General features: G+C 67.2%; 19 protein-coding genes, 1 pseudogene and 1 riboswitch. Of the genes and pseudogenes, 4 read left to right on the top strand and 16 right to left on the bottom strand.

Annotated elements, in window-relative coordinates:
* Positions 1 to 117: 117 nt before the first annotated feature.
* From CQY20_RS16860 to pafA, 7 genes are all read right to left on the bottom strand, one after another.
* Complete coding sequence (locus CQY20_RS16860) at positions 118 to 2853, bottom strand: DEAD/DEAH box helicase (RefSeq protein WP_097941217.1); 2736 nt, start codon at positions 2851 to 2853, stop codon at positions 118 to 120.
* The gene (gene tatC / locus CQY20_RS16855) at positions 2837 to 3787 is read right to left on the bottom strand and encodes a twin-arginine translocase subunit TatC (RefSeq protein ID WP_097941216.1); all 951 of its coding nucleotides are present in this window, start codon (positions 3785 to 3787) and stop codon (positions 2837 to 2839) included. Before tatC ends, CQY20_RS16860 begins: the two co-directional genes overlap by 17 nt.
* Positions 3788 to 3858: 71 nt before the next feature.
* Positions 3859 to 4122, bottom strand: coding sequence for a Sec-independent protein translocase subunit TatA (tatA, locus tag CQY20_RS16850; protein WP_097941215.1), 264 nt, complete (start codon positions 4120 to 4122; stop codon positions 3859 to 3861).
* A 31-nt stretch (positions 4123 to 4153) separates the two neighbouring features.
* A complete protein-coding gene (locus CQY20_RS16845) occupies positions 4154 to 5125 on the bottom strand; it encodes a helix-turn-helix transcriptional regulator (RefSeq protein WP_097941214.1) in 972 nt (323 codons plus the stop codon).
* Complete coding sequence (locus CQY20_RS16840) at positions 5122 to 6123, bottom strand: helix-turn-helix transcriptional regulator (RefSeq protein WP_097941213.1); 1002 nt, start codon at positions 6121 to 6123, stop codon at positions 5122 to 5124. The genes CQY20_RS16845 and CQY20_RS16840 overlap by 4 nt, the downstream gene beginning before the upstream one ends.
* An 85-nt stretch (positions 6124 to 6208) precedes the next feature.
* Positions 6209 to 7093 carry a type IV toxin-antitoxin system AbiEi family antitoxin gene (locus tag CQY20_RS16835; protein WP_097941212.1) on the bottom strand — a complete coding sequence of 295 codons (885 nt, stop codon included), beginning with the start codon at positions 7091 to 7093 and terminating at the stop codon, positions 6209 to 6211.
* Between the two features lie 166 nt (positions 7094 to 7259).
* The gene (pafA, locus tag CQY20_RS16830; RefSeq protein WP_097941211.1) at positions 7260 to 8618 is read right to left on the bottom strand and encodes a Pup--protein ligase; all 1359 of its coding nucleotides are present in this window, start codon (positions 8616 to 8618) and stop codon (positions 7260 to 7262) included.
* Positions 8619 to 8734: 116 nt separating this feature from the next.
* On the opposite strand from pafA, the gene CQY20_RS16825 reads away from it, so the two are divergent.
* The 4 genes from CQY20_RS16825 to thiC all read left to right on the top strand — a co-directional run bounded on the left by CQY20_RS16825 (position 8735) and on the right by thiC (position 13424).
* Positions 8735 to 9013, top strand: a complete 279-nt coding sequence (locus CQY20_RS16825) for a DUF7162 family protein (protein WP_097941210.1) — start codon at positions 8735 to 8737, stop codon at positions 9011 to 9013.
* Entirely contained in the window at positions 9010 to 10596 is a 1587-nt protein-coding gene (locus CQY20_RS16820) for an alpha/beta hydrolase (protein ID WP_097941209.1), read from the top strand. Before CQY20_RS16825 ends, CQY20_RS16820 begins: the two co-directional genes overlap by 4 nt.
* Before the next feature lie 20 nt (positions 10597 to 10616).
* Positions 10617 to 11492: an alpha/beta fold hydrolase gene (locus tag CQY20_RS16815; protein ID WP_097941208.1), complete on the top strand. Its 876-nt coding sequence runs from the start codon at positions 10617 to 10619 to the stop codon at positions 11490 to 11492.
* A gap of 234 nt (positions 11493 to 11726) precedes the next feature.
* A riboswitch (TPP riboswitch) is annotated at positions 11727 to 11833 on the top strand.
* Positions 11832 to 13424: a phosphomethylpyrimidine synthase ThiC gene (gene thiC, locus CQY20_RS16810; protein WP_163701532.1), complete on the top strand. Its 1593-nt coding sequence runs from the start codon at positions 11832 to 11834 to the stop codon at positions 13422 to 13424. (Overlaps the previous riboswitch by 2 nt.)
* On the opposite strand, the gene CQY20_RS16805 is transcribed toward thiC, so the two are convergent.
* The 9 genes and pseudogenes from CQY20_RS16805 to CQY20_RS16765 form a co-directional block, all read right to left on the bottom strand.
* The gene (locus tag CQY20_RS16805) at positions 13390 to 14172 is read right to left on the bottom strand and encodes an IclR family transcriptional regulator (RefSeq protein ID WP_097941207.1); all 783 of its coding nucleotides are present in this window, start codon (positions 14170 to 14172) and stop codon (positions 13390 to 13392) included. The two genes, thiC and CQY20_RS16805, sit on opposite strands and share 35 nt — an antisense overlap.
* Positions 14173 to 14258: 86 nt before the next feature.
* Positions 14259 to 15782 (bottom strand): GMC family oxidoreductase, encoded by a 1524-nt coding sequence (locus CQY20_RS16800; protein ID WP_097941206.1) that lies wholly within the window; start codon positions 15780 to 15782, stop codon positions 14259 to 14261.
* 33 nt (positions 15783 to 15815) lie between these two features.
* Positions 15816 to 17306 (bottom strand): annotated as a pseudogene (locus tag CQY20_RS16795) (aldehyde dehydrogenase family protein).
* Between the two features lie 52 nt (positions 17307 to 17358).
* The gene (locus CQY20_RS16790; RefSeq protein WP_097941205.1) at positions 17359 to 18498 is read right to left on the bottom strand and encodes an aromatic ring-hydroxylating oxygenase subunit alpha; all 1140 of its coding nucleotides are present in this window, start codon (positions 18496 to 18498) and stop codon (positions 17359 to 17361) included.
* Entirely contained in the window at positions 18495 to 19628 is a 1134-nt protein-coding gene (gene solA, locus CQY20_RS16785) for an N-methyl-L-tryptophan oxidase (RefSeq protein ID WP_097941204.1), read from the bottom strand. The genes CQY20_RS16790 and solA overlap by 4 nt, the downstream gene beginning before the upstream one ends.
* Before the next feature lie 8 nt (positions 19629 to 19636).
* Entirely contained in the window at positions 19637 to 22078 is a 2442-nt protein-coding gene (locus CQY20_RS16780; protein ID WP_097941203.1) for a GcvT family protein, read from the bottom strand.
* 150 nt (positions 22079 to 22228) lie between these two features.
* Entirely contained in the window at positions 22229 to 22996 is a 768-nt protein-coding gene (gene prcA / locus CQY20_RS16775; RefSeq protein WP_097941202.1) for a proteasome subunit alpha, read from the bottom strand.
* The gene (gene prcB / locus CQY20_RS16770; protein WP_163701535.1) at positions 22993 to 23901 is read right to left on the bottom strand and encodes a proteasome subunit beta; all 909 of its coding nucleotides are present in this window, start codon (positions 23899 to 23901) and stop codon (positions 22993 to 22995) included. The genes prcA and prcB overlap by 4 nt, the downstream gene beginning before the upstream one ends.
* Positions 23898 to 24092 carry a ubiquitin-like protein Pup gene (locus CQY20_RS16765; RefSeq protein WP_003887572.1) on the bottom strand — a complete coding sequence of 65 codons (195 nt, stop codon included), beginning with the start codon at positions 24090 to 24092 and terminating at the stop codon, positions 23898 to 23900. The genes prcB and CQY20_RS16765 overlap by 4 nt, the downstream gene beginning before the upstream one ends.
* Positions 24093 to 24174: the final 82 nt, after the last annotated feature.

The following is a 24174-nucleotide window of genomic DNA, read 5'->3' as shown; positions in this document are numbered from 1 at the left end:
GGGCAATGCTCCGCGACCACGCCGTCTACCAGCCCACAACTACTGCTGCGGCCGCTTGACAACGTCATTGAGAATCTCCCTGAAATTTCCTGGTGGTCGGTGATCCCTGCGCACACCTTACCCCGCATCAACAGCCACGACGCCGCGTCGAACGTCGTTGATGGCGCGTTTCGCGGCGTCTCGAAGCTCGGCCGTCGGGGCGGCGTTGCGCACCTGGTCGGCCAGGTCGAGCACCTGGCGACACCAGCGTACGAAGTCGCCCGCCGACAGCGGCGAGCCGGTACGCCCAATGTCGGATGCGTCCAGGGCAGTGGCCAGGTCACCGGTGGTGGCCCAGCGGTAGATGGCGTTGACGAATCCCTCGTCGGGCTCGCGGCTCGGCGAGATCCGGTGCCGTTGCTCGTCGGCGCGCAGTTCGCTCGCGACCCTGCGTGTGTCGGCCAGCGCGCGGCGCAGTTTGCCGGTCGGGATTTCGGTGAGCTCGGGGGTGGACGGCGTGTCGCCGCGCGATTCGTAGAGCACCGCTGAGAGCACCCCCGCCAGTTCTGCGGGCGTCAGGCCCTCCCAGACGCCGCCGCGCAGGCATTCGGCCACCAGCAGGTCGCTTTCGCTGTAGATGCGGGCCAGCAGCTTGCCGTCGTCGGTGACATTCGGGTCGCCATCGGTGTCGCGGATGAAGCCCCGCTCGGTGAGCAGCACGACGATGCGGTCGAAGGTGCGCGCCAGCGAGTTCGTCGCGGCGGCGACCTTCTGCCGAAGCTGTTCGTTGTCGCGTTCGATACGCAGGTAACGCTCGGCCAAGCGGGCCTTCTCTTCCCGGTCTGGCAGCCGGTGTGCGGGGTGACGCTCCAGTTGTTGACGCAGACCGGCCAGTTCGGGATCGATGTCGGGGTCGCGCGGCGGCCCGCTTCGCCTGCCCTTCGACAGCGACATCCCCGCCGTCGCCGAACGCAGCGCCGACGCCACATCGCGGCGCACCCTCGGCTGGCGATGCTCGACCCGTTTCGGCAGATGCATCGTGCCGACCTTCGCCGAGGCGCCCGTATAGTCGGCCGACGAAATGCGTCCGGCCCAACGGTTTTCGGTCAACACCAGCGGGCGGGGATCCTCGTCGTCGCGGGCAGGTTCGAGCACCACCGCCAGTCCGGCGCGGCGGCCGTTGGCGATGTTGACGATGTCGCCGCGGCGCAGCGAGGCCAGCGCATCGTTGATCGCCTTGCGGCGTTGCAGCCGCGAGGCCCGCGACTGCGCCTTCTCCCGCGCCGTGATCGTCGCCCGTAACCGCACGTAATCGAGGATCGGCGCATCCTTGCCGCCGAGTTCGGCGGCGATCTCCTCGAGCATCCGTTCGCCGCGTTCGATGCCGCGCACCAACCCCACCACCGAGCGGTCGGCCTGATACTGCGCGAACGAGCGCTCCAACAGCTTGTGCGCCTGCGTTGGGCCCATCTGGTTCACCAGATTGATCGTCATGTTGTACGACGGCGCGAACGAACTGCGCAGCGGGAAAGTGCGGGTGGACGCCAGGCCTGCCACCTCGGCGGGGTCGACGTCCGGGGTCCACAGCACGACGGCGTGGCCCTCGACGTCGATGCCGCGGCGCCCCGCGCGGCCGGTCAACTGGGTGTACTCCCCCGGCGTGAGTTGCACGTGCTGTTCGCCGTCGAACTTCACCAACCGCTCCAGCACAACGGTGCGTGCAGGCATGTTGATGCCCAAAGCCAGTGTCTCCGTGGCGAATACGGCCTTGACCAAGCCCTCGGTGAACAGCTCCTCGACGGTGTGGCGGAACGCTGGCAGCATCCCGGCGTGGTGAGCGGCCAGGCCGCGGAGCAGGCCCTCGCGCCACTCGTGGTAGCCCAGCACAACCAGATCCGAGTCCGACAGGTCGGCGCATCGGCGGTCGACGACTTCGGCGATGCGGGACCGCTCTTCGGAGTTGGTCAGCCGCAACGGCGAGCGCAGGCACTGTCTGACCGCAGCGTCGCAGCCGGCGCGGGAGAAGATGAAGGTGATCGCGGGCAGCAGCCCTTCTTTGTCGAGCACTTCGACGACGTCGGGCCGCGACGGGCTGCGGTAGATGGTCGGGCGCCCGCCGCGGCCACGCGGCCGCCAGTCGGCCAGCCGGTCGGCTTCGCGGCGATGTGCAATGTGGCGCAACAGTTGTGGGTCCACCACCAATTCGCGACCATTCTTCTTGGCGGCGCCGGAGTGGTAGTCGAACAAGTCGAAGAGCCGCTTGCCGACCATGACGTGCTGCCACAGCGGCACCGGCCGGTGCTCGTCGACGACGACGGTGGTGTCGCCGCGCACGGTCTGGATCCAGCCGCCGAACTCCTCGGCGTTGCTGACCGTCGCCGAAAGGCTCACCAGCCGAACCTCTTCGGGCAGATGCAGGATCACTTCCTCCCACACCGCGCCGCGCATGCGGTCGGCCAGGAAGTGCACCTCGTCCATCACGACGTACGAAAGCCCGTGCAGCGTAGAGGAATCCGCATAGAGCATGTTGCGCAGCACTTCGGTGGTCATCACCACGACGGGCGCATCGCCGTTGATCGACTGATCACCGGTCAACAGGCCGATGCGTTCATGCCCGTACCGACGGACGAAATCGGCGTGCTTCTGATTGCTCAGCGCCTTGATCGGCGTGGTGTAGAAGCACTTTCGGCCCGCGGCCAGCGCCAGGTGCACCGCGAATTCGCCGACCACCGTCTTGCCCGCACCGGTCGGCGCGCACACCAGCACGCCGTGCCCGTCCTCGAGAGCCTGGCATGCGCGTTGTTGGAAGTCATCGAGGCGAAACGACAGCTGCTCGGTGAAGACGGCGAGTTCGCCGCTAAGTGGCGTCGTCATCGACTACAAGCCGCGATTGGCCGGACACGGCGCTTGACGTTTCGATGGGTTGGACGTCGGGGATCTTCGAGGCCTGGTCGTCGGGGATGTGCTCGAGCGCCTCGCGGCGCGCCTTGCGCCTGTCGTGGATGCGGGCGATCTGTATCGCGAACTCCAGCAGCAGCGTCAGCGCCAGCGCCAGCGCCAGCATCGAGAAGGGATCCGATCCCGGCGTCGCGAACGCCGCGAAGACGAACAGCCCGAAGATCATTCCGCGCCGCCACGTCTTGAGTCGCTGATAGGTCAGCACACCGACCAGGTTCAACATGATGATCAGCAGCGGGAATTCGAAGCTGATGCCGAAAACCAGCAGCAGGTTGATCAGGAAGCCGAAGTACTGATCGCCCGACAGCGCGGTGACCTGCACGTCGCTGCCGACCGTCAGCAGGAACTTCAACGCCTTCGACAGCACCACATAGGCCAGCACGGCGCCGGAGATGAACAGCACGGCACCGAACGTGACGAACGAGATCGCGAACCGTCGTTCCTTCCGATACAGCCCGGGCGTGATGAAGGCCCAGATCTGGTACAGCCACACCGGGCAGGCCAGCACGATGCCCGCCGTCAGCGCGACCTTCAACCGCAGCATGAACTGGTCGAACGGCGCGGTGGCGAGCAGACGGCACTCGCCGTCGGGGGTGATCGTCGCGCGCGCCGACTGCGGCAGGGCGCAGTAGGGGCCGCGCAGCCAGTCGCCCAGGCTGGGCAGGCCGAACACGCCGTGGCTGTACCAGAGGAAGCCCAGGATCGTCGTCACCACGACGGCGGCCACCGAGATCAGCAGCCGATTGCGCAGTTCGTGCAGGTGATCGACCAGCGACATCGTGCCGTCCGGATTGACTTTGGCGCGGCGCTGGCGCGGATCAAGCCGCTTGAGAAACCCGGGGGCTTGCACGAAACCTGCCTAATCAACCTATAGACACGGCCCATCGACGCGGCATCGCGCCGCGGTCGGTCGGCGTGGACTCAGGCCGTGCGCTTGTCGCTGTCGGATGCCGCTTGGCCGGCGTCGGATTGCGGCTGCGGGGTGTCAACGCGTTCCGAGGCAATCGGAGTGGCCGGCTTTTCGGCCTCCGGCTTGGGATCGGACTTCATCTCCTTGACCTCGGACTTGAAGATCCGCATCGACTGGCCCAGCGAGCGGGCCGCATCCGGAAGCTTCTTGGCACCGAAGAGCAGGACGAAGACAGCGATGACGATTACCCAGTGCCAGGGTTGTAAACCGCCCAATTTAGGTCACCTCCAGACGTCTGGGGCGAGTCTACCCGCCCGCCTCGACGCCCACCCCATACGCGCGCAATGCCGCGGCGGCCGATTCCCGCACCCGCTGCGCCAGCGACTCCGGCGTCAGCACCCGCACGCTGGCGCCGAAGCCCAGCACGAAGCGGGCCATCCACTCGTCGGAGGCATAGGTCATCGCGGCCTCGCACGCCCCGTCGGGCAGTTCGTGGAGCACCCGCAGCGGGTAGTAGTCGAACATCCAGGACGCCGAGCGGTCGATGAGCAGCGTGGCCGACGGCAGCGACGGGTCGGCGTCGAACAGCGACGTGTCGGGCGGGGCCTCGACCGCGGGCTCCGGCGGCGCGGCCGGTTCGTCGAGCACAGAGGCGTCGACGATGCGGTCGAACCGGAACAGCCGCACTCCCTCGGCTGAGCGGCACCACGCTTCCAGGTAACTGTGCTCGGCGACCAGCACGACGCGGATCGGGTCGACGACGCGGCTGGTCAGCTGGTCGTGGGAGGCCGAGTAGTACTCGATGGACAGCGCGCGGTTGTTGCGCACGGCCTCGCGGACGGCGGCCGCGGCCTGGCTTTCCACCGGTGCGGGTTCGTCCACCGCGGCCTCGGCGCCGTGATTGACGGTGCCCGCGGCCGACTCGATCTTGGCGATGGCGCTGCGGGCGGCCTCCGGGTCGACCATGCCGGGCATGTCGACGAGTGCCCGCAGTGCGACGAGCACGCCGGTGGCCTCCGGTGAGGTCAGCCGCAACGGGTGGTCGATGCCCGCGGAGAACGTCACCTCGATGGTGTCGCCGGAGAAGTCGAAATCGATCAGGTCGCCGGGCCCGTAGCCGGGCAGTCCGCACATCCACAGCTGGTTGAGGTCGTCGCGCAACTGCTTCTCGGACACCCCGAGGTCCGACGCCGCCTCGGCGTAGGTGATCTTCGGGTTGGCCTGGAAGTACGGGACCATGTTCAGCAGCCGCACCAACCGCTCCGAGACCGGGCTCATGCCTCGCCTCCCGCGACCCCCGCATGCGCGCGCAGCCGATCGAGCACCTCGTCGCGCAGCGACTGCGGCTCGAGCACCACGGCGTCGGCGCCGTAGCTGGCGATCTCCCTGGCTACCCGGTCGGACATGCCGATGTCGATGACGATCTCCTCACCGTCGCGCCCGTCGAGCGATTTCGGCCCGACCACCGTGGCGTTGCGGCGCAGCGCGGTGGCACGCCCGTTGGCGACCCACACCCTGGCCTGCGATCCGGTCGGCGCCTCGCCGATGACCTTGTGCACGATCTCGCGCAGGTTCACCCCGTCGGGCGGCTTGACGGCGCCCTCCGGGCCAATGGGCTTCACTTCGGGGCCGATGCGGGACAGCCGGAAGGTGCGGGTGGCGTTGCGATCCCTGTCGTGTCCGACGAGATACCAGCGGCCGCGGTCGGTGACCACGCCCCACGGCTCGACGGTGCGGGTGGTGTATGGCTCGGTGCGCGACGGCCGATGCGGGAACTGCACGGCCTGCCCGGCATTGATGGCCGACAACAGGATTCCCAGCACCTCCTCGGAGCCGCGGAGGCCGGGCATGCCGCCTGTCGAGGTGATCGCGACGCCGCCGTCCGACGCGTCGACGTCTACGCCTGCGGCCCGCAGCTTGAGCAGCGCGCCCTGCGTGGCGGTGATCAGCTCCGGCGACTCCCACAGCTGGGTGGCCACCGCGACGGCGGCGGCTTCGTCGGCGGTCAGTTCGACTGGGGGCAGCGCGTAGGCCTCGCGGTTGATGCGGTAGCCCTCGGTCGGGTCGAATTGCGAGACCCGCCCGGTTTCCAGCGGGATGCCCAGGTCGCGCAGTTCGTTCTTGTCGCGCTCGAACATGCGGGAAAACGCCTCGTCGCTGGCGGTCTCGCTGTAGCCGTAGACGGTTTCGCGAATCCGCTCGGCGCTGATGAAGTTGCGGGTAGCAAGCAGCGCAATGACGAGGTTCATCAGCCGCTCGACTTTGGAAATCCCCACGCGAATCAGCCTAATGTTCGCCCCACCCCCGCGAGCGCTCAGCCTGGTACGGAATTTCGTCCGAAATCTGTACAGGAGTGAGCGCTCACGCCGCGGTTTGCATAAGTCCGGCGCCGATGCGGCGCACCATCACCTCCGGCTGGCGCCGCACGTCGTCGCAGACAATGGACAGGACCCGCCAGCTCATCTCCTCTAGCGCGGCCCGTTTCTGGCGGTCTTTCCTCAGTGCCTCGGGCGTGCTGTGAAAGTCGAATCCCTCATATTCGACGGCGAGTCTGCATTCCGGCCATGCGAAGTCGACTCGCCACAGTCGACCATCGCGGTCGACGATTTTGTACTGAAGAAGCGGTTCTGGCAGACCGCCGTCGAGCATGACGAGGCGGGCCTCGCTTTCCATTGGCGACTCTGCGCCGGGCCGGGCCAATGGGATCAGGTCCCGAACCATGACGATGCCCCGCCGTCCTGCTTGGGCTTTCGCGGCCAGGTGCAAACCTCGCTGGTCGCACGTCTGACTGCGCAGCGCGGCGTCGAGCGTCGCCAATGCGCGCTGGCGGCGCAGGCTGCGCGCCACCTCGATCGCGGTCCACGCCGGCGTCGTCACGAGGCGGCCATGGTGGTCAATCAGCGGCGCGCCGTCGCGTCGGTGCACCACCAGGCCGTCTTGGTCACGCAGGAGATGACCGTCCGGGTTGAGCACATGCACGTCCGAGACGTCCTCGGTGTCGAAGCCATACATCGCCGCGGCCGTGCCCATGCAGACCGCGACATGCTCACCGCAGCGCAGGTCAAGCCCGCGCATTAGGGTCAACAGATCGGGTGCGCCGAGGCTGTAGATGCTCGGGAAGATCCTCACCAGCTCGCCGCTGCGCAGCCGGCGCTGCATTCCGCGACGGCTCACGTGCAGCAAGATCTGCGATGAAGTCGCGACACCGCCCTGCGCGGCGAAGACTGCCCGGAGCTCTGGCGGCATGCCGCATTTTCGTCCGCGCAAGCAGCACACGGCCACCAAAGCCCCGACAGCCCTGTGCATAACCCGCGAGCGCACAGCCTGGTACAGAATTTCGGCCGAAAGCTGTACAAGGATGAGCGCTCGCCGGAGGGGGGCCGCGCCGTTAGGACCAGCGCCGCTAGATCAGCTACATCGAGGCGATGAGGCGCTTGACCCGTTCGTCGACCGAGCGGAACGGGTCCTTGCACAGCACCGTCCGCTGCGCCTGGTCGTTCAGCTTTAAGTGAACCCAGTCGACGGTGAAGTCGCGGCCGGCTTCCTGTGCGGCGCTGATGAACTCGCCGCGCAGCTTGGCGCGAGTGGTCTGCGGCGGGGTGTTCACCGCCTCCTCGATTTCCTCGTCGGTGGTGACGCGGGCCGCCAGCCCCTTGCGCTGCAGCAGGTCGAACACGCCTCGGCCGCGCTTGATGTCGTGGTAGGCCAGGTCGAGCTGGCTGATCTTCGGGTCGGACAGCTCCATGTTGTAGCGGTCCTGATAGCGCTCGAACAGCTTGCGCTTGATCACCCAGTCGATCTCGGTGTCGACCTTCGCGAAGTCCTGGCTCTCGACGGCGTCGAGCTGGCGGCCCCACAGGTCGACGACCTGCTCGATCTGCGGGTTCGGCTCGCGGGTCTGCAGATGCTCGACGGCGCGCGAGTGATATTCGCGCTGGATGTCCAAAGCGCTGGCCTGCCGGCCGCCGGCCAACCGCACCGGCCGCCGCCCCGTCAGGTCGTGGCTGACCTCGCGGATCGCGCGGATCGGGTTGTCCAGCGAGAAGTCGCGGAACGCCACGCCGGACTCGATCATCTCCAGCACCAGAGCGGCGGTGCCCACCTTGAGCATCGTCGTGGTCTCGCTCATGTTGGAGTCGCCGACGATGACGTGCAGGCGCCGGTACTTCTCGGCGTCGGCGTGCGGTTCGTCGCGGGTGTTGATGATCGGGCGGCTGCGGGTGGTCGCGCTCGACACGCCTTCCCAGATGTGCTCGGCGCGTTGGCTCAGGCAGAACGTCGCCGCCTTGGGCGTCTGCAACACCTTGCCCGCGCCGCAGATCAACTGGCGGGTGACCAGGAACGGCAGCAACACGTCGGAGATCCGGGAGAACTCCCCGGCCCGCACGATCAGGTAATTCTCGTGGCAGCCGTAGGAGTTGCCCGCCGAGTCGGTGTTGTTTTTGAACAGGTAGATGTCCCCGCCGATGCCCTCGTCGGCCAACCGCTGCTCGGCGTCGATCAACAGGTCCTCGAGCACGCGCTCGCCCGCACGGTCGTGCGTCACCAGCTGGACGAGGTTGTCGCACTCGGCGGTGGCGTACTCCGGGTGGCTGCCGACGTCCAAGTAGAGGCGCGCGCCGTTGCGGAGAAAGACATTGGAGCTTCGCCCCCACGACACCACTCGACGAAACAAGTAACGGGCAACCTCGTCCGGACTCAACCTGCGATGACCGTGAAAGGTGCAGGTCACACCGAATTCAGTTTCGATGCCCATAATTCGCCGCTGCACGTCATCGAGCTTACGGGTTCGTCGGCGGCAACGAGTGAGTAGCCGCGCCGATGAGCCTCTCGTTCGCCTGTGGATAACGTGAGCGCGGCAAAGCTCCGCAGTGCCAGCATGAGGCCATGGGGGGACACACCGAAGTCGATCTCGACGCGCTGCGGGCCGTCGCCGACCGCGTCACCGAGGCCGCCGACGCCATCGCGGGCATGCAGTGGCACGCACTGCCTGCCGACGATCTGCGCGGCTCAGCTACCGGCCGCGTCGCCGCGCCCGATTTGATCGCCGCCAAACTCGCCGATGTCGTCGACAACATGCGCGGCTGGGCGGTCGCGGCGCGCATGTCGGCCGACGCCTTCGAGCGCGCGGACACCCGCAGCGCCGACCGCTTTCCCCTGCGGTGACGCGGCCGACCGTCGCCCAGGCCCAGGCCTGGCGACCCGACGCGCTGCTCGAGACGGCCGACGACTGGGACGCCGCCGCCGCTGACCTGCAGTCGCGCCTGGACGCGGCCTTCGAACGCGTCGCCAAGAGCAAGGAGTTCTGGACCGGATCGGCGGGCGACAATGCGCGCCGCAACGCCGAGGCCATCGCCGCGGCCGGCGCACTGGTGACCCGATGCCTGATCACCGCCGCGGTCGCTGCCCGCGACGGTTCCGGACAGCTGACGTCGGCGCGCAACGACGTCATGGCGGTGGTGAACACCGCGCGGGCCGAGGGTTTCGCCGTCGGCGACGACGGCTCGGTCACCGGAGGCGCGGCCTCACCGCTGGTCGCTCTGTCGGGCGGCAGCAGCCAGGCGGCCGCCGAGATGTTGACGACGCGCATCGCGGCGGCCCTCGACCGGCTTGGCGCCGCCGACGCCGACACCGCGCACGACATCGTCGAGGCGTTGACCCCGGCGCAGGCACCGCCCGTGCCGACGCTGCCGACAGGCGCTGGTCCTGTCCCGCTCGCCGACGTCGTCGCCGGGTGGTCGGCGATCGGCCAGGACCGGATCGCCGCTCAGATCGCTGGCATGGCACCCGAACAGCGGCAGCGGCTCATCGACGAATTCCCCAAGCAGGTGGGCAACACCGACGGTGTCCCCTGGCCGATGCGGATCGCGGCCAACCGCATCAACATCGCGCAGGCCATCGCCGACGAGCGCCGCGCCGAACGGCCCGGGTCCCGCGAGCGCATCGCGTTCTATCAGGGCCTGCTCGCAGAGGTCGACGATCCCGCCCGCACCGGCAGGCGCATCGATCGGAAGATCCTCGCGTTCGACCCCGATCGCTCCTCGCTGATCGAACTCAACGGCGACCTGGCCACCGCCAAGAGCGTCGCCGTCCTGGTGCCGGGGATGAACACGACGTTGCAGGGTTCGGGTGAGAACACCAAGACCGCAAGGCGGTTCGTCTCGGCCACCCGCGGCGAGGTCGCCACGATCACCTATCTCGGCGGCCCGTTCCCGCGCGGCGACAACATCGCAGAAGGCCTGATCGACGCGGCCGATCCCCGTTATGCCCTGGACATGGCCCCTCGCCTGGTGGCCTTCAGCGAGGACGTCGACCGCACCGTCGACGCCACCGGCCGCAAGATCCCGGTCACCTATATCGGCCACTCCTACGGCGGCTCCATCATGGGCACCGCTGAGGTGTTCGGTCTCACCGCCGACCGGACGCTGTATCTGGCCGCCGCTGGCGCCGGTGTCGGCGTCGACGACCCGTCCGACTGGCACAACCGCAACCCCGACGTGCTGCGCTTCTCGATGACCGCCCCAGGCGACCTCATTCAGCTCGTGCAGGGCAGCCCGACCAGCCCGCACGGCGCGGATCCCGACGATATGCCCGGTGTGATCCATTTGGACGCAGGCCATTACGACGACGGCCGGTTGATGGCCGGCCCGCAGGCGCACGGCGACATCATCAACGTGCCGTCCGATTCGTGGCGCGCCATCCTCGCGGTAATCACCGGCGATTCCGCAACTCTGCACAAAGCGGGATGAGCGTTGGCAAGATTTAACGAATGTCGTCCCGCAGCGCACCGGTCGACGGATTCCGGCTGGCATTCGACCGGCACGGCACGATCGGCGCACCTGCGGTGGTGCTGCTGCACGGCTGGCCGGGGAACCGCCACGACTTTCGCCGGGTGGTCCCATTGCTGGCCGACGAGGCCGATGTCGTCGTGCCCGACCTGCGCGGGTTCGGCGGATCCGACAAGCACGCGGTCGATGTGCGGCACTTCTACAGCGCCAGCGCGCAGGCCGGCAGCGTTGTCGGACTGATCAACGAACTGCGGCTGACCGATGTGGTGCTGGCCGGCTACGACGTCGGCAGCCGCGTCGCGCAGAGCATCGGACGGATGTACCCGGACCTGGCCAAGGCGCTGGTGCTGTCACCGCCGCTGCCCGGGGTGGGCGACCGCGTGTTGTCGCCGCAGGCGCAGCGCGAGTTCTGGTACCAGGCCTTCCATCAGCTTCCGCTCGCCGACCAGCTCATCGACGGCAACCTCGACGTCGTGCGCGACTATCTGCGCCATTTCTGGAGCCACTGGTCGGGCCCGAATTTCGAGTTGGCCGACGATGATCTGGAACGGCTGGCGTCCGACTACGGGCTGCCTGGCGCGTTCACCGCGTCCATCGCCTGGTACCGGGCCGGCGCGGGCATGGTCGAGCAGTCGCTCACCGAGCCCCCGCCCGACCGCGCCATCAAGGTGCACGCCTCGACGGATGTGCTTCTCCCCCAATTTGATCCGCTGTTCCCCCGCGAGTGGGCCGACCGGCTGGACGACTACTTCGTCGACGCCACGCCCCATCTCGTGGACGGCGCCGGGCATTTCACGCCGCTGGAGTGCCCGCAGGAGTTCGCCGACCTCATTCGCGATCGCTTGCATAGGCCTTGACGACGCAGCAACGCCCGCCGTGTTTGCCGACGCTTGCGTTACGCCGCAACGGACTTCGGTGAAGGGCCTCCAACACTGCTGTCGCCCGGCTCTTTCCGAATGCGCCCAGCGGCGTGTAGTGTTCGCAATCGCGCGCCCGCTCATCGGGTCAGCGCCTGACACCACGACTCGAACGAAAGGATTCACCTACTACATTCGCCGCGTTCGCGGCGAGGCCCGAACAACGTCAGGGCCGAAAAGCACCACGGGAGCACACATTCGTGCTGAGAGGACGGGTAGGCCCGTCGACCGTATGAACCTGTCCGGGTAATGCCGGCGTAGGGAGAGGAACGTTTTAGCATGTCGCAAAATTCCGATGTCATCACGGCTGCGTCGGTGACAATTGGCCCGATCGCGGGCAGCACGAAGGTGTATCGCGACGGGGTGCCCTTCCGCCGTGTCCATCTGACCAACGGTGAGCACGTCGATCTGTATGACACGTCGGGTCCGTACACGGACCCGAACGCGACGATCGACCTTGAAGCCGGTCTCGGGCGTCGGCCTGTGGTCCGCGACCGGGGAACTCAGTTGCAGCGGGCCAGGGCCGGTGAGATCACGGCCGAGATGGCGTTCATCGCGCAGCGCGAGGGTGTCGCGCCGGAGTTGGTTCGCGACGAAGTGGCCCGCGGCCGGGCGGTGATCCCCGCCAACCACAATCATCCCGAGGCCGAGCCGATGATCATCGGCAAGGCGTTCGCGGTGAAAGTCAATGCCAATATCGGTAATTCGGCCGTCAGCTCGTCAATCGCCGAAGAGGTCGACAAAATGGTGTGGGCTACCCGCTGGGGGGCCGACACCATCATGGACCTGTCCACCGGCCGCGACATCCACATGACGCGGGAGTGGATCCTGCGCAACTCCCCCGTTCCTGTCGGCACCGTCCCGATCTACCAAGCCTTGGAGAAGGTCAACGGCGACCCCGTCAAGCTGACGTGGGAGGTGTACCGCGACACCGTGATCGAGCAATGCGAGCAGGGCGTGGACTACATGACCGTGCACGCCGGCGTGTTGCTGCGCCACATCCCGCTCACCGTTGACCGGGTCACCGGCATCGTGTCACGCGGCGGCTCGATCATGGCCGCCTGGATGCTGGCCCATCACACGGAGTCGTTCCTGTACACCAACTTTGACGATCTCTGCGACATCCTGGCCCGCTACGACGTCACGTTCTCCCTCGGCGACGGCCTGCGTCCCGGCTCGATCGCTGACGCCAACGACGCCGCCCAATTCGCCGAACTGGCCACCCTCGGCGAGCTCACCACCGTGGCGAGAACCCACGGTGTGCAGGTCATGATCGAAGGGCCCGGCCACGTGCCGATGCACAAAATCGCCGAGAACGTGCGGCTGCAAGAGGAGTTGTGCGACGAAGCCCCGTTCTACACGCTGGGGCCGCTGACCACCGACATCGCCCCGGCCTACGACCACATCACCTCGGCGATCGGCGCCGCGATGATCGCCCAGGCAGGCACCGCGATGCTGTGCTATGTCACGCCGAAGGAACACCTCGGGCTACCCAACCGCAAAGACGTCAAGGACGGTGTCATCGCCTACAAGATCGCCGCCCATGCCGCCGACATCGCCAAGGGTCATCCCAACGCTCAGGCCCGCGATGATGCACTTTCGAAGGCGCGCTTCGAGTTTCGGTGGGAAGACCAGTTCAACCTCTCCCTCGACCCCGACACCGCCAGGGACTTTCACGACGAAACCCTGCCCGCGGCACCGGCCAAGACCGCGCACTTCTGCTCGATGTGCGGTCCTAAGTTCTGCTCCATGCGCATCAGTCACGACGTGCAGGAAGCGATGGCCCAAAAATCACGGGAGTTCGCCGAGCACGGGAACAGGGTGTACGTCCCGCTGGTCAGCTCCGCTCCGCCCAGCCAAGGCGCCGGCTGATCACCTCGGCGGCCGCCATCGTCTGCTTGGCGACGTCGGAGAACCGGTCCGGGCTCAGCCGATATGCCGGTCCTGAAACACTTAGCGCAGCAATCACTTTCGAGTTCGCGTCGTACACCGGAGCCGACACCGCGTTCAGGCCGACTTCGAGTTCTTCGGTGACGCTGGCCCAGCCACGCTCGCGCACGGCGGCAAGCTCGCGTTCGAGGTCGGCGAGCGTCACGACGGTGTTGTCGGTGAACGACTCCAGCTCGGCGTTGAGCCGTTCGCGAAGCTCGTCGGGTTCCAGGTCGGCGAGCAGCACCTTGCCGCTCGACGTCGCATGCGCGGGACAGCTCTGACCGACCCAGGTGCGCAGCGTGATCTGTTCGGGACCGATCGCCTCGACGATGTTGACGATGCGGTCATCGTCGAGGATCGCCAGGTTGGTGGTCTCCCCGACGTCGGGGGCCAGGCTGTCGCACACGTCCTGGCTGAGCTTGACCAGGTCGAGGTGGCTGCTGCCGGCCCGCGCCAACCGGGCGATGGCGAATCCGAGCCGGTACTTGCCGCGTTCGGATGCCTCCTCGACGAAGCCGCGCGCCGCCAGCACCGCGATCAACCGGGACACGGTGGACTTGTGAACTCCCAGCTCAGAGGCGATTTCCGTGGCCCCCGCCTGGCCTAGGTCGGCCAAAATTTCCAGCACCTGTAACGCGCGGTCGACGGACTGGACGGTCGCGTTGGTCCTCTGTTCAGCGGCCCCCATGATTAGCCCAGCCTATCGGGGCGGGATCGTAGTGCTGAGGCCCCCGTCGCCGAGGACGGATTCCAAACGATTCCAGACCGGCTAGGTCAGGTGTTGCGGATGAGGTCGGCACACTTCTCCGCCATCGTCATCACCGTGATGTTCGGGTTCACCGCGGGCAGTTTCGGCATCGCGGACGCGTCCACGACCCGCAGCCGGGACGTGCCCTTGACCCGCAACTGGGGATCGAGCACCGCCATCGGGTCGCTGAGCGATCCCATCCGCACGGTGGCCGCGGGGTGATACACGGTGTTGTGGCATTGATGGATGTAGTCGAGCAGTTCGTCGTCGGTGGTCGCGTCCGGACCCGGCGCGAGTTCGCGGGCCACCCACGGCGCGAGCGGCGGCTGCTCGGCGATCGTGCGGGCCAGGCGCACACCCGCCAGCATGATGCGGTCGTCGTAGCCCTCCGGGTCTGTGAAATAGCGGGGGTCGACGCGGGGACGATCGCGGAAGTCGCGGCTGCGCAGCCGCACGGTGCCCCTCGACCTGCCCTGAGTCACGTTGGGCGTCAAACAGAATCCGTTGTCGGTCGTCGGATAACCGCGGCGCAATGTGTTCATGTCGAACGGCACGCTGCCGTAGTGCATCATCAGGTCCGGCTGCGTGCAGCCGTCGTCGACGGTGGTGAACAGGCCGATCTCCCACCACTGCGTCGACGTCGTCACCATCGGCTGGGCCGCCTCCCAGAACACCAGCCCCTCGACATGGTCGTCGAGATTCGAACCGACGCCGGGTGAGTCGACGCGCACGTCGATGCCGATCTCGCGCAGATGCACGCTCGGCCCGATCCCGGAGAGCATCAGCAATTTCGGGGTGTCGATCGCGCCGGCGGTGACGATGACCTCGCGGCGCGCAGACACCGTGTCGTAGCCGGTGAGGTCGGGTCGCTGGTAGCGGACCCCGGTGGCGGCAAGGGCGTCGTCGAACAGGATTTCGGCCACCCAGCATCCGGTCCGCACGTCGAGATTGGGTCTGGCTTCCAGAATCGGGTGCAGGTATGCGCGCGAACTGGACATCCTGATGCCACCTTCATCGGCGTTGATCTGGAACCAGCCGGCGCCGTTGCGGACGGTCTCGCCGCGGTTGAACGCCACCGTCGGCATGCCGACCATCGCCGCCGCCTCGAGAACCGCTGTGCCGCAAGGGTCTTTCGGCGGCACGTCGCGCAGCGCCACAGTCTGCTTGACCCGCTCGGTGAGCGGCAGGATCTCCGCTGCGCTCCAGCCGACGGCGCCCATGGTCACCCACTCGTCGAGGCACTCCGCTGGCGGCAGGAACGCGATACACGAGTTGTGTGATGAGCAGCCGCCCAATACCTTTCCCCGGGCGTGGCGCATGAAGGAGTTGCCCCGCTCCTGCGGTTCGACCGGATAGTCCCAGTCGTAGCCGGAGTCCAGCAGGTGCATCCACTCCGACAGCACCAGGATGTTGTCGTCGCCGACGTCGGACGGCCCGGCCTCGAGGAGGCACACCGTGACGTCTCTGTCCTCCGACAGCCGGGCCGCCAGCACACAACCGGCGGTACCGCCGCCGGCGATGACATAGTCGAAAGTTCCGGTGTCGCTCATGTCAGGTCTGCTCGATGGCCATTGTCGTCCCTTCTAGCCCTTGAACCAGCCGGCCGCCTGCGGCGCGGTGTTGTGCCAGATGTGTTTGATCTCTTGATATTCCGCCAGCCCGGTCGGGCCGAGCTCGCGGCCGTTGCCGGATTGCCCGAATCCGCCCCACTCCGCCGCCGCGGTGTAGTAGCCGAAATCGTTGAGCCACACCGTACCGTGCCGTAGCGCCCGCGCCACACGCTCGCCCCGCGCCGGATCGGAGGTCCGAACGCCCGCCGCGAGACCGTACCTCGTGTCGTTGCCGAGTGCGATCGCTTGCGCCTCGGTGGTGAACCGCTCCACTGTCAGGATCGGGCCGAATGTTTCCTCTTGCACGATCCGCATCGATCGATCGCACCGGTCGAAGATGGTGGGCAGGAAGAAGCTGCCCTTGGCCAAGGCCGGGTCGCCGGGCCGTGTCCCGCCGGTCACCAGCTTGGCGCCTTCCGAAATACCCAGCTGCACATAGGATTCGACCTTTGCGAGGTGTTGTTCGGAGACAAGCGGTCCTGTTTCGGTGGTGGGATCCATGCCGTCGCCGACGCGGATCTTCTCGGCGCGACGAGCAAGGTCGGCGACGAAGTCGTCGGCGATGGACTCCTCGACGATCAGCCGAGTGCCGGCCGAGCAGACCTGCCCGGAGTGGAGGAACACGCCGGTCAGCACGTGGTCGACGGCGTCGTTCCAGGCGTCGCTGCGGCCGATATCGGCGAAGACGATGTGCGGGTTCTTGCCGCCGAGTTCGAGCGCCACCTTGGTGACGTGTTCGGCCGCCACCCGGGAAATGGTGCGCCCGGTGGCCACCCCGCCGGTGAATGAGATGAAGTCCACGTCGGGCGTGTCGGTCAGTGCAGGCCCGAGCGTCGCGCCGCTGCCCTGCACGAGGTTGACCACCGATGCGGGTACGCCGGCCTCTTCGAGCAGGCGGGTGAAGGCGATCGTGGTGAGCGGGGTGACTTCGCTCGGCTTGGCGACCATGGTGCAGCCGGCGGCCAATGCCGGAGCGACCTTCCACGACATCTGCAGCAGCGGATAGTTCCACGGCGCGATCAGCACGCACACCCCGATGGGTTCGCGCACGACGCGGCTGACGACGGCGGCGTCCCCGACGTCGACGAGCCGATCGGATTGAACGCCAACGAGCCGCGAGTATTAGCGGAAAACCGCCGTCACGTCGTCGATGTCAATACGACTCTCGGCCAGTGTCTTGCCGGTGTCTCGGGTCTCCAGCTCGGCCAGCAACTCCTTGTCGCGCTCAAGCAGATCGGCGACACGGTCGAGCAGCGCGGCGCGCTCGGTGACCGGTGTGGAAGGCCATGCGCCGTCGTCGAACGCTCGGCACGCGGCGGCGACGGCGTCGCGGGCGTCGTCCGGGGTGGCCTCGTCCACGACGGCGACGACGCTCCCGTCGGCCGGGTTGATGATCTCGCGAGTTCCACCGTCCGATGCATGCCGCCACTGGCCGCCGATCCAGAGGTCGGGTTCACCGTTCATGAGCCCCCTTTCACGGCAGCAGCCTAGGCGCCGTCAAGCGCCCCAGACGACATCACGCACCGAGACGGGAGACTACCCATTGGTGGAACTCCGCGATGTGGTGTTCGACGGGCACGAGAACACCGCCGTTGCGATAGGCACGCGACGACATCGCGGGCTGGGTTCGCTCGCAGGCCGCGAAGTCCTGCTGGTTGACCCGGTGGAACAGCTCGACCGAATGCGACACGTCTCGCCCTGCGGCGACCACGTCTGCGGTGTAGAGCCAGTCGCATTCGACGATGGTCCGCGACGGCGACATCGGGTACATGCGGTGGAAGATGATGTGGTCGGGCACCAGATTGATGAACACCGTCGGCTTGACGGTGATCGCGTAGTAGCGGCGGTCCTGTTCGTCGGTGATGCCCGGCAGGCGGTCGAAGCCAGCCGCGCCGTCCACGGTGAATCCCGCTACGCCGGGCCCGAATTCGGCACCCCGGCCGGTGTTTGCCTGTGCGGCGACGCCCTTGGCGAATTCGGGCAGCACCCCGACGAGTTCCGGATGGATCGACGAGCAGTGGTAGCACTCCATGAAGTTCTCGACGATCAGCTTCCAGTTGGCGGCCACGTCGTAGACCTCGCGATGGCCGACGTCGAGGCCGCCGATCCCGTACCGGTTGATGGTGTCGGGATCACCGAGCGTGCGGGTGGTTTCGGCGACGACGTCGTCGAACGGCGGCGGGGTGTCCGACAGACACACCCAGGCGTAGCCGAGCCATTCGGTCAGCGCGACGGGGATCAGCCCGTAGCGGTAGCGGTCGATGCCCGCACCGGTTTCGTCGGTCAGCGACCCGATGTTGGGTGCGGCCACCAGCTTGCCGTCCAGCGCGTAGGTCCAGGAGTGATACGGGCAGCGCAGGTTGCGCCTGACCTGGCCCTCGGGCTCGGTGCACAGCTGCGCGCCGCGGTGTCGGCAGACGTTCAAGAACGCCCGCAGCAACCCGTCGCGGCCGCGCACCAGCAGCACGCTCTCGCGACCCACCTGAACCTTCTTGAACTTGCCCGGCGCGGCCAGCTCCGAGGAACGCACCGCGCAGATCCACGTGCTTTCGAAGATGCGCTCCTGTTCGGCGGCGAAGACCGCGTCGCTGACGTAGTGGTTGCCCGGCAGCGTGGCGATGAGCGCCGGTGGTGGCTGCATGGTCGGAGAGCTCATGTGGTCACCAGCCGCCCAGGGTCGAACAACGAGATGGGATGGCCGGTCGCACCGTCGATGGCGAGATCGGCCAGGATCTCCCCGACGACGGGGACGAATTTGAAGCCGTGTCCGGAGAAGCCGCAGGCCACGGTAATGCGGTCGGCGTCCGGGTGACGTGCGATGACGAAATGCTGATCGGGCGTGTTGGAGTACATGCACGTCGCGGTGTGCACACAATCGCCGGCCAGCGCGGGCAACAGCGCGGCGACCCGATCACGCATTTCGACGATCTCCTGCTCGCTCACGGTGCGGTCGATCGTTTCCGGCGTGCAGACGATTCCCTTGCGGAAGAACGCGACCTTCACGCCGCCGCCTGGCCCGTCGATCGCGGGGAATCCGTAGGCTTGCGCGCCCTCGACGTCCTCGTGGATGAAGATCGGGTGGTCCACGAAAGACCCTGTGCCGCCGACCGGATCGAACCAGTACAGCACCTGCCGCTCGATGGTGATCGGGATGCCGAAGTCGGCGAGCAGCTGCGGTGCCCACGCGCCGGGGCAGATGACGAGGTGGCCCGCCGTGTAGGTGCCGCGCTCTGTGGTGACCGCGACACCGCCCGAGGTGTCGTCCCAGCCGTGCAGGGGCTCACCGAAATGCAGTTCGGCACCGGCCGATTCGGCCAGGTCGATGTGGGCCTGCACGGTCATCTCCGGCCGGGCGAACCCCGCCTTTGACTCGTAGAGCGCGACGTCGCCGGGATACGGGGTGAAAGTCGGGAAACGGCGCCGGATCTCGGCCGCATCGAGCATCTCGTGCGGCAGATCCCATTCGCGGCTGGCCCGCTGGCTGCCCGCGACCGTCACGCTGTCCGGCGGACCCATGAACAAGCCACCTGTCAAGCGGTACACCTCGCGGCCGGTGTCGGTGGCGAGCTTGTCCCACAGCTCGTAGGCGCGCAGCAGCAGCGGCACGTAGGCCGGGTCCTCGAAGTAGGACTGCCGGATGATGCGCGACCCGCCGTGGCTGGATCCCCTGTCGTGCGCCGGGCCGAACTTCTCCAAACCGAGCACACGCTGCCCACGTGCGACGAGGTGATACGCTGCGGCGCTTCCCATTCCGCCGAGGCCGATGACGATGACGTCGTAGCTCATCTGTCTCGTCACCTCTTGATCCGCGCCATCTCGGGGTCGACTACCGGCTCGGTGTGCACAGTGGCGGTCGAGCGGGTGCCGCGGTAGTCGACGGTGACGGTGTCACCGATTCGGGTGCTTGCGGGCAGCCAGGCGTAGGCGATCGTGCGCCCGACGGTGGGCGAATACCCGGCGCTGGTCACATACCCGGCGCAGCGCCCGTCGACGTACACAGGTTCCTTGCCGAGCGCGACTGCAGACGGGTCGTCGAAGACGATGCTGCGCAACAGCTTCTCGGGCGCGACTGCGCGCTCGAGCGCCCCCTTGCCGATGAAGTCGTCCTTGGTCATCTTCACCGCGAAGTCGACGCCCGCGGCCTTGGGCTGGTGTTCGGTGGTCATGTCCGTGCCCCACAGCCGGTAGCCCTTTTCGATGCGCAGGCTGTTGAACGCGATCCGCCCGGCGGCGATCACCTCGTGGCGCTGGCCCACGTCGAAGAGCAAATCCCACAGTGCTGCGCCATATTCGGCGTTGGCGTAGATCTCCCAGCCCAGTTCGCCGACGTAGGACACCCGCAGCATGGTGACGGGTATCGCGCCGAGATGCGTCTGCAGCGCGCGGAAGTACTTGAAGTTTTCGTGCGACAGCTCATCAGGGCACAGCGGCTGCACCAGATCGCGGGCCAGCGGCCCCCAGACGCCGAGGCAGCACGTGCCGCCGGTGATGTCGCGCAGCGTGACGCCGTCGACGAGGTGACGGGCGAACCAGTCGAAGTCCAGTGGACCATTGACGGCCACCTGGAAGCGGGTGTCGGCCAGCCGTGCCACGGTGATATCGCTTCGGATTCCGCCGGATTCGTCGAGCAGCATCGTGTAGGTCACCGACCCGACGCTCTTGTCGACATTGTTGCTCGTCATCTGCTGCAGGAACGACGCCGCGTTCGGGCCGGCGACCTCGTAGCGCGTCAACGGCGTCATGTCATAAATCGCGACACGTTGCCTGGTCCAGTGCGCCTCGGCGATCGAGATCGGCGACCAGAACCGCGACGACCACTCGTCGCGGTCGGGAAACGCCAATCCGCCGTCGCGAAGCCGTTGCGCCAGCTCGGCGTTCGCCTCGAACCACGCCGGACGCTCCCAGCCCGCGCCCTCGTAGAAGAACGCGCCGAGTTGCTTCTGGCGTTCGTAGAACGGGCTGGTGCGAAGGCCACGCAGCGCGCTGCGGAACTGGTAGGGGTGAATGATGTCGTAGACCTCGACGAAGGCCTGAGAACTGGTCTGCATGATGAACTCGGGACTGCGGGCGACGTCCTCGAACCGGTACAGGTCGCACTCATGCACGTCGACCGACGGGACACCGTCGACGATCCACTCGGCCGTCGCCTTGGCCACCCCGGCCGAATGGGTCACCCAGACGGCCTCGGCGACCCAGAACCCACTCAGGTCGCGGTGCTCCCCCATGATCGAGAAACCGTCGGGGGTGAACGAGAAGATTCCGTTGAACGCCTCCTCGACTTTCGAATCGGCAAGCGCCGGAATGAGTTCCGAGGCCGCCGACCAGGCGGGCGCAAAGTCGTCCTCGGTGAACGGCAGCATCGACGGCATCGGTTCGCCTGCGGTGTCGGCCATCAGCGTGGATATGTCGACCGGCATGGGGCGATGGTTGTAGGAGCCGATGCCGAGGCGATCGACGTGTTCGCGGAAGTACAGGTCCTGATCCTGGTGCCGCAGAATCGGGTAGCTCGCCTCCGACGCTTCGGTGTTGCGCCCGACCAGCGCGGCGATCTGCCCGGTGCGGGCGTACTGGTGCGCCATCGGCACCAGTGGCACGGTCAAGCCGACGGTCCTGGCCAGCTGCGCACCCCAGAATCCCGCCGCGCACACCACGATGTCGGCGTCGATCACGCCGTCGGCGGTGCGCACACCGGTCACACGGCCCGCCCTGTCGACGATCCCGAGAACTTCGGTGTCGGGCACGAAGGTCGCGCCGCGGGAGATCGCCCGGTTGGCTTGGGCTTCGGCTGCGCGCACCGCCTTGGCCAGCCCGTCGGTCGGGGTGTGAAAGCCGCCGAGGATGTGGTCCGGGTCGATCAGCGGATGCAGTCGCGCGCATTCGTCGGGATCCAGCAGCCGACCCTCGATCCCCCACGCGGCGGCCCAGCCCGCCTTGCGGTGCAGATCCGCCCAGCGCTCGGGTGTGGTCGCCACTTCCAGCCCGCCGACCTGGTTGAAGGCCCACCCGCCGGGGTGCTCGAGCGCGCAGAATTTCTGCACCGTGTAGCTGGCGAACGCGCTCATCGTCTTGGACGGGTTGGTCTGGAACACCAGGCCGGGCGCGTGTGACGTCGAGCCGCCGGTGGTGAACAGCGGGCCGCGATCCAGCACGGTCACCTCGGTGACACCACGTGCGCTCAGTTCGTCGGCCAGCGAGGTGCCGACGATGCCGGCACCGATCACGACAACGTGGGGCATGATGCGCCGTCCTTGGGAGCTTGTTGCCTATGACGCAACGCGTTGTGCACTGCGCAACAGATGCTCCCTCCCAACGGGCGCGCCGTCAACCGCAAAACGCCAAAAATCAAGCCTGCAATTGGCTGTGAACGCCCCGAGGGGTCGAAGAGGCTATTCGCTCTTGGAGGAGCCGGCTTCGGAGCTTGAGTCGCTGGAGGAGCCGGAGGGACCCGCGCTGCTCTCGGGTAGCAGCGCCGTGAGCGCCGAGCCCGTGATGCGGCGGAATGCCCGCCGCGGCCGGTTCGCGTCGAGGATGGCGACCTCGAGCGTGTCGGGGCCGAGCGCCCGCGGTTCGGAACCTTCACCCACGACGTTGAGCGCGTCGACGGCGATCTTCACGGCGTCGGCGAGTTTTGCGTTCTCGGTGTAGGACTCGTTGAGCTTCTCGATGATCGGCTCGGTGGTGCCGCCCATCACGACGAAGTGCGGCTCGTCGGCGATGGAGCCGTCATAGGTGATGCGGTAGAGCTCGGGCGCCTTGGTTTCGCCGTAGTGGGCGACCTCGGCCACGCACAGCTCGACCTCGTATGGCTTGGCCTGTTCGGTGAAGATCGTGCCGAGCGTCTGCGCGTAGACGTTGGCGAGCTGGCGGCCGGTGACGTCGCGGCGGGCGTAGGCATAACCGCGGGTGTCGGCGTATTGGATGCCGCCGCGGCGCAGGTTGTCGAACTCGTTGAAACGCCCGACGGCGGCGAAGCCGACCCGGTCGTAGAGCTCGCTGACCTTCTGCAGCGACCGCGACGGGTTCTCGGCGACGAACAGCACACCGTCTTCGTAGGCCAGCACCACGACGCTGCGGCCCCTGGAGATGCCTTTGCGCGCGAGCTCCGAGCGCTCACGCATCGCCTGCTCAGGCGATATGAAGTATGGAAAACTCACGTATCTCCCCGCGCATCGGTCGAGCGGTGAACGCCGTCAGGGCCGAAAGTGTCTGCCCGAGAGCGGCTTTCGATGACCTGCTGCGCCAACTCGGCGATGCGTTGCTCGGGCACCTCCTGGGCGCCCTCGATGTCGATGAGCACCGCCGTCGGATATATGCCGCGCACCAGGTCGGGCCCACCGGTCGCAGAGTCGTCGTCGGCGGCGTCGTAAAGCGCCTCGATGGCCACCCGCAGGGCCGAATCGGCGTCGGTCACCTGCGAGTACAGCTTCTTCATCGACGACTTGGCGAAGATCGAGCCAGATCCCACCGACTGGTAGCCCTCTTCTTCGAAGTTCCATCCGCCCGCCGCGTCGAACGACACGATGCGCCCCGCGGCCTGCGGATTGGGATCGTCCAGGTCGAACCCGGCCAGCAGGGGCAGCGCGACGAAGCCCTGCAGTGCCGCGCCGAGATTGCCGCGGACCATGGTGGCCAATCGGTTCACCTTGCCGTTGAACGTCAGCGCCACGCCCTCGAGCTTCTCGTAGTGCTCGAGTTCGACCGCGTAGAGGCGGGCGAATTCGACCGCGATCGCCGCGGTGCCTGCGATGCCGGTCGCGGTGTAGTCGTCGGTGATGTACACCTTCTGCACGTCGCGACCGGCGATCATGTTGCCCTGCGTGGACCGACGGTCACCCGCCATCACAACGCCGCCCGGAAACTTCAACGCGACGATCGTGGTGCCGTGCGGCAAGGCGTCACCCGCACGGCCCGCCTCGCCGGCGGTGGCTCTGTTGACGGGTAACAGCTCGGGCGCCTGGCGGCGCAGAAGTTCAGAAAAGGACGACAGGTCCACAGGGACAGAGGGCGCTCCGGGAAGGGGGGACGGAAAGGTTAGCTGCTCGCGGTGCGGCCAGCTCACTGTCCGCCCTTCTGGACGTATGCGCGCACGAAGTCCTCGGCGTTCTCCTCGAGAACGTCGTCAATCTCGTCGAGCAGGTCGTCGGTTTCCTCGGCCAGCTTTTCGCGACGCTCCTGCCCGGCGGCCGTGCTGCCGGTGAGGTCGTCGTCCTCTCCGCCACCACCGCCACGCTTGGTCTGCTCTTGAGCCATCGCTGCCTCCTGAATTCGTCATCGGCGGGCTCTGTCGCCGCCCGCCGGTTCCTCCACAGTACCGGTCGACGGCCAAATTGCC

It is taken from the genome of Mycolicibacterium agri, from assembly GCF_002553505.1.
Classification (GTDB): Bacteria; Actinomycetota; Actinomycetes; order Mycobacteriales; family Mycobacteriaceae; genus Mycobacterium; species Mycobacterium agri.
This window is presented reverse-complemented; position numbering and strand designations above follow the sequence as displayed.